General features: G+C 40.5%; 6 protein-coding genes and 4 tRNA genes. 9 read left to right on the forward strand and 1 reads right to left on the reverse strand.

What is annotated here, in order from left to right; genetic code table 11:
• Positions 1 to 174: 174 nt before the first annotated feature.
• Positions 175 to 690, reverse strand: a complete 516-nt coding sequence (locus J5X92_RS20485) for a hypothetical protein (protein WP_185864183.1) — start codon at positions 688 to 690, stop codon at positions 175 to 177.
• Between the two features lie 441 nt (positions 691 to 1,131).
• Here J5X92_RS20485 and J5X92_RS20490 point away from each other — a divergent pair, with 441 nt between their 5' ends.
• The 9 genes from J5X92_RS20490 to J5X92_RS20530 form a co-directional block, all read left to right on the forward strand.
• Positions 1,132 to 2,226, forward strand: a complete 1,095-nt coding sequence (locus J5X92_RS20490) for a glycosyltransferase family 2 protein (protein WP_185864182.1) — start codon at positions 1,132 to 1,134, stop codon at positions 2,224 to 2,226.
• Between the two features lie 250 nt (positions 2,227 to 2,476).
• A complete protein-coding gene (gene murB, locus J5X92_RS20495; protein ID WP_126873270.1) occupies positions 2,477 to 3,469 on the forward strand; it encodes a UDP-N-acetylmuramate dehydrogenase in 993 nt (330 codons plus the stop codon).
• A 10-nt stretch (positions 3,470 to 3,479) separates the two neighbouring features.
• Entirely contained in the window at positions 3,480 to 4,469 is a 990-nt protein-coding gene (gene birA / locus J5X92_RS20500; protein WP_126873269.1) for a bifunctional biotin--[acetyl-CoA-carboxylase] ligase/biotin operon repressor BirA, read from the forward strand.
• Positions 4,456 to 5,196, forward strand: a complete 741-nt coding sequence (locus J5X92_RS20505; RefSeq protein WP_348272404.1) for a type III pantothenate kinase — start codon at positions 4,456 to 4,458, stop codon at positions 5,194 to 5,196. Before birA ends, J5X92_RS20505 begins: the two co-directional genes overlap by 14 nt.
• 112 nt (positions 5,197 to 5,308) lie before the next feature.
• Positions 5,309 to 5,384, forward strand: a tRNA-Thr gene (locus tag J5X92_RS20510).
• 7 nt (positions 5,385 to 5,391) lie between these two features.
• Positions 5,392 to 5,476: transfer RNA gene (locus J5X92_RS20515), tRNA-Tyr, on the forward strand.
• A 33-nt stretch (positions 5,477 to 5,509) separates the two neighbouring features.
• Positions 5,510 to 5,584, forward strand: a tRNA-Gly gene (locus J5X92_RS20520).
• Between the two features lie 7 nt (positions 5,585 to 5,591).
• Positions 5,592 to 5,667: transfer RNA gene (locus J5X92_RS20525), tRNA-Thr, on the forward strand.
• Positions 5,668 to 5,734: 67 nt separating this feature from the next.
• The coding region (locus tag J5X92_RS20530; protein WP_244360880.1) for a GTP-binding protein at positions 5,735 to 6,054 on the forward strand (320 nt) is incomplete at its 3' end.

Here is a 6,054-nt window from a genome sequence, read left to right on the forward strand (position 1 = left end):
AAACGTATTAGCGGCGATGGTAGTGTGGGGTTTCCCCATGTGAGAGTAGCACACTGCCAGGTCCCATTCGAAGAAAGGGCTATCCTAACGGATAGCCCTTTTTTTATGCGTGTAAGAAAGTCAAGCTAGGCCGGTTCTAAATCTGCAGTACTCATTGTATGAAAACAAAGATACTTAGTGCTTACCTTTCATTTTCAGATAATGTTCAAGTTCTGTTTTGGTGAGTGCCCCATCCCCATCTTTATCCATTTTAGTGAAATTTCCGTCTATATTGGCTTTAGATACTTCAGCAGATGACAATGTACCATCTCCATTTATATCCGCTTTTTCAAAATTAACAACAACCGCTGATACCATGGCACTGTTTTCTACGTCATCTACCTTTTCTACGCTAACGGCGTCTTCTACACTATTTTCGTCAACTGTCGCGATAACATCCTCACTGAACTTGCTGGTGTTTGCTTTTACGTATTCGTTAAATTCAGAAAGGTTTATAGCAGAGTCACCGTTTGTGTCTATATTTTCTAGATAAGGCGCTAATGATGTTCCTTCCAATTCACTTGATGTGAGTAATTCGTCACCATCAGAATCTAACCCGGTAAAACTAGTCTCTATCTTACCGTTGGACGAGGCCATTACCGAACTCGTAATTAGTGTGCTCATTAACATAGAAAGTGAAAGCTTGTTCATAATAAACTCCATTTACTTTAGTGCGTTCTTTTCAAAAAGAGACAAAACGTTTAAGTTTAAGAAATAAAGATTCATATTTTATGCCACTACCTAACCTTATGATTTATCGCCCAATAGCAAAGTGATCAGCGCTTATTAATATAGCATTGTCGGTAAACAGTGAAATATATACATGGAACTACACGAATTACCTTTCTCTAATACAGGTGTGTAGATTAAATTTACTGTTGGATATAATTTAAAGAGGGTCTAAATATGCGCTTATTATTGGTAAACATTCAGTCCTAATATTAGGCTTCATCTCGGTCATGAGGGGAATGAGCAAACTTTGATAGATAGAGGAAATGCTATTTCTTTTTTACATTTTGTGTATCATATCGGCCACTTTTCAAAGGGCTTAGCTGATAAAGTATATGTCCTATCCTGTATACAGAGTACCATTTGTTAGTTTCAAAATACTATTCGATTAAAAGACGATTACTGTTTCTACAAAAGTCTGCTTCGCTTAGGCTAAGACGTTTTTTTTCGCCAAAAGAAGTTAAGCCCGTCAAGCTTGTTGCTATAGCGAAAGATGAATCTGCCTATTTATTAGAATGGATTTTTCACCATTTGTACGTAGGTTTTTCACAGGTTGATATTTATTACAATGGGTGTAGTGACAACACCGAAGATTTAGCTCCTCTATTAAAAAAGCTCCCAGTGAATTTGATTAATGCGGATAATATATTTAACTCTGCCTCTCGTACCCCTCAAGTAGATATTTATAGGGAAGCCTTTCGCAAAAGTAACAGTCGCGATTTTCACGCCTTGATGTTTCTAGATATTGATGAATTTTGGGTGCCAATTAATTTTTCTAATAAAATTTCAGACATATGTAGCCAAATTGGGAATTTTGATACTATATCGTTTCAATGGAAGAACAAATTAGAACGGGAAATCCTCTATGGCCCCGCAATCGATAAGATCAATGAAGCGGAAAGCGCAAAGCAGTTAAAAACCCTATATAGATCATACCTTCGTCCCGAACGAATGAACCCCCATAATGTTCTTGATGATGGATTAAATCAAAGATATGAAAATGGAAAGAAGTTAGAAACTATAAACGAACAAAGATCACAATGTGTGATAGACGGCGAGGTTAAAAATGCATTTATTTTACACCGAAAAGAGCGCTCTGAATTCGAATACATTGCTACATTATTACGCGGAAGGCCCGTTAACACGATAGCGACTAAAAGAACACAAACCCTAAAAAGTAATCGTCACGGGTTTAAGTCTTCTTATAACAGCGAAAAACTAATTTTTGATGGAAGTTCATTTGAGAATTATCGTCAATACATGGATGCTAGGCTTAATGATCCATCGTTCAAGACCTTCGTGAAGAATGCTAAACTACAAGTAGATGTTAGGTATAAGCTTGTTTTAGAGGAAATATATCGAGCACCTTCCTCCGATAAGGCATTGTTGAAACAATTGCTCACAAATGTATCGCTACCTGAGGTCCGACAGGCCTTTGAAAGAAGGCTCGGCGACTAAAAATTCTCTCATAGTTTTTATGGCGGTCTCACGCTTTCCTAATTTGTTAACCTAAATAGACAGCAGCTGAAGTGACTAAAATCAGAAGTAGCATTTTGTCTTTACCAAGTTCGAGTTGTGCTATTTTTTTCCGAGTTGACCATAAAATATGCACGTTGGTATATAACAAAAATACGGTTGATCTAAACCGCTTTTAATTAACATCAGCTTCACCTACCATTAGCGCATTATTATTCTTCTATAAAGTGCTATGCCCTCATTACAGCAATATCATACTTTTTCCTTAGCTTCGAATTGCGCATCTATCGTCGAATTCGACTCTGTAGATTCATTTTTACAAGCCTACAATCCAGAAGTTAATACATATATTTTAGGCGGCGGAAGTAACTCTGTATTTTTGGATGACTTCGAAGGAGTGGTGCTAGTAAATAAAATTAAGGGTATTAGCCACTACGACACCGAATCACATCATCATATTAGTGTTGGGGCGGGGGAAGATTGGCATGAGTTTGTATCGCTGTGTATGCAAAATGGCTGGTTTGGCCTTGAAAACCTTGCGCTGATCCCAGGTTCCGTAGGCGCATCGCCTATTCAAAATATTGGGGCTTACGGTGTAGAGGTACATTCCTTCATAGATTCTATAGAAGCGATACTACTTGAAACAAAAGAGCCCTTTCTTATTAAGGGGTCGGATTGCCAGTTTGGTTACCGCGATAGTATTTTTAAACACGCCTTATATGGTAAAGCGCTTATCACCAAAGTGAATTTTACACTTCCCAAGGCGTACGACGTTGTGGCGAGTTATGGTGAATTGTCGCCTATAGACTCCCCTAGTGCGAAAGATATTTTTAATAAGGTAATAGAAGTGCGAAAAGCCAAGCTTCCTGATCCTAAGGAGCTTGGAAATGCAGGTAGTTTCTTTAAGAACCCTGTTATTGCATTAGCGCATTTTGAAGAACTGAAATGTCATTATCTTGATATACCGAGTTATCCGGTGTCAGAAAATCAGGTAAAAGTACCTGCTGCATGGCTTATCGATCAGATGGGTTTTAAAGGAAAGGCGCTTAATGGCGTTAGGTGTCATCCTACACAGCCGCTAGTATTAACTAATATAGGAAACGCGCAGGGGAATGACCTAATTGCCCTAGCTAAAGAGATAATGAATTCGGTAGAAAGTGAATTTAAAATAACGCTCGAGCCAGAAGTACGTTTAGTTGGTAGGGAAGGACTCATTCAATTATGAGACAGCAATTATGAGGCAGGCATCAAAATCAGTAAGAAAACATATATTGGCCTTGTTGTCTGATGGACACTTCCATTCAGGTGAAACCATAGCGCAACAAGTTGGCCTTTCCCGTACTGCTGTAGCAGGCCATATTTCTCAGCTTTCTGACTGGGGATTAGATGTTTTTAAAGTTAAAGGTAAGGGTTACCGTTTAGAGCGAGGTTTTTCTTTGTTAAATGCAGAGAGTATTAAGAAGCACTTAGGTAATACTAAGCGCGCCATGATAGATGTTGAGTCGGTGTTACCTTCTACTAATACAGAAATGAAAAAGCGCATTGCTAATGCCCGTCATGAATTAGCTGATGGTGATGCAATATTCGCTGAAATTCAGACGGCGGGTCGTGGCCGTCATGGTAGAACCTGGTTAGCGCCTATTGGGGGGAGCTTAACGTTTTCTATGTATTGGTCTTTCCCTGATGGTTACCAAAGCATGGCGGGTTTGTCGTTAATGGTGGGTTTGGCAGTATGTGAAGCATTAAAAGACTTGGGTGTAGATGATGCTGAACTGAAGTGGCCTAACGACATTTACCTTCAAGGTAAAAAGCTCGCCGGCATTCTTATAGAAGTAGAAGGGCAGATTGGTGCTACTGCGCATTCTGTCATTGGAATAGGTTTAAATGTGTGTGTTCCTGATAGCCAATATGACGTTGGACAACCTCATAGTGACTTAACATCTTATTTAGGACACACGCCAGATAGAAATAGTTTAGCGGCAGCCATAATAAAATCACTTTGGACATTGTTACCTAAGTTTACCCAGCAAGGTTTTGGCCCGTTCGCGCCCCATTGGGAAGCGCTAGACCTCTATGCTGATAAAAGAATTGTGCTGCAAATGGGTGAAAAGCGTTTTTCCGGAATTGATAGAGGCGTAGATGCCAGCGGTGCGTTGTTGGTTGAAACGCAAGATGGCATTACTCGATTCCACGGTGGAGAGGTTAGCTTACGTGGTAACCGATAAAAATGTCGTTTTAGTGGACGTTGGTAATACACGATTTAAATATTGTTTGTTATCTGATGCTGAAAACGAACCAACGGCCACAGAAAATTTATCCGATTTACTGTCTTTTATCGATAAACAGCAAAATATTTCCCACTTATATTTAGCCTCAGTACGAAAAGCGGATGCGGTCGAACAAATTTTCGCCGCTTGCGAACAAAGAAATATTGCCGTTGAAGAGAAAAATACCGAACGAGAAGCCTTCGGCATAAAAAATAGTTACGAAAACGAAAAAAAAATGGGGGTCGATCGATGGCTTGCCATGGTTTGTGCTGCAGAAAAAACACAAAAAGCATTTTTTGTGATGGATGTGGGCACAGCAATTACAGTTGATTTTGTGGTAGATGGTCAACATTTAGGCGGTTGGATCACACCAGGCTTTCAAGTAATGAAACAAGCATTACTTAATTCCACTAAGAAAGTGTATGCAAATGACGAAATTCCGACCAGTCTCACCCTAGGCAACGATACCGAAGAATGTGTTGCAACAGGGTGCTATGCCGCAGTGTATGGTGTTTATTTGAGCGCTGTTGATTACTTATCCAGCAAACAAACCGATTTTGATATAATTTTAGGGGGTGGAGACAAAAAAATGTTTGCATTCCTTGAAAGCGATGTTAGGATTCGTCCCGCTCATTTGGTGGTGCAAGGTTTGGCCCGCTACGCAAGAAGCGAGCTTCTTACGTAACTGGTTTGATTGATAAGTTTTTATCGGTCAAAAAAGAAAAAGTAAAATTTTTCAAAACAACACTTGCACTGAGTAATTCATTACTCTAGAATGCGCACCCACTTGATGTAGTGCCGACTTAGCTCAGTTGGTAGAGCAACTGACTTGTAATCAGTAGGTCGCCAGTTCGACTCCGGCAGTCGGCACCATCAATCTGGAGGGGTACCCAAGCGGTCAACGGGATCAGACTGTAAATCTGACGGCTCAGCCTTCGCAGGTTCGAATCCTGCCCCCTCCACCACTTTTTTATGAGGTGGCCAGAGAATTAGGATTTGCGAGCATCGTATAATGGCTATTACCTCAGCCTTCCAAGCTGATGATGTGGGTTCGATTCCCACTGCTCGCTCCAAATCAGTGCTGATATAGCTCAGTTGGTAGAGCGCACCCTTGGTAAGGGTGAGGTCGGCAGTTCAAATCTGCCTATCAGCACCAGTTTCTCCCCAGCTCATGTTTATAGAATTTCATAAATTTTTAAAGTAACTTTGCTGGGATAATAGAAATGGCAAAAGAAAAGTTTGAACGTACGAAACCCCATGTAAACGTTGGTACTATTGGCCACGTTGACCACGGAAAAACTACTCTAACTGCGGCAATCACTACTGTTCTTTCTAAGACATACGGTGGTTCAGCTCAGGCTTTCGATCAAATCGATAACGCGCCTGAAGAAAAAGCTCGTGGTATTACCATCTCTACATCTCACGTAGAGTATGACACTCCTACTCGTCACTACGCTCACGTAGACTGCCCAGGACACGCTGATTACGTTAAAAACATGATCACCGGTGCTGCTCAGATGGACGGCGCGATCCTAGTAGTAGC

Origin of the sequence: Alteromonas sp. K632G (assembly GCF_017653625.1) — a bacterium.
Taxonomy (GTDB): domain Bacteria; phylum Pseudomonadota; class Gammaproteobacteria; order Enterobacterales; family Alteromonadaceae; genus Alteromonas; species Alteromonas naphthalenivorans.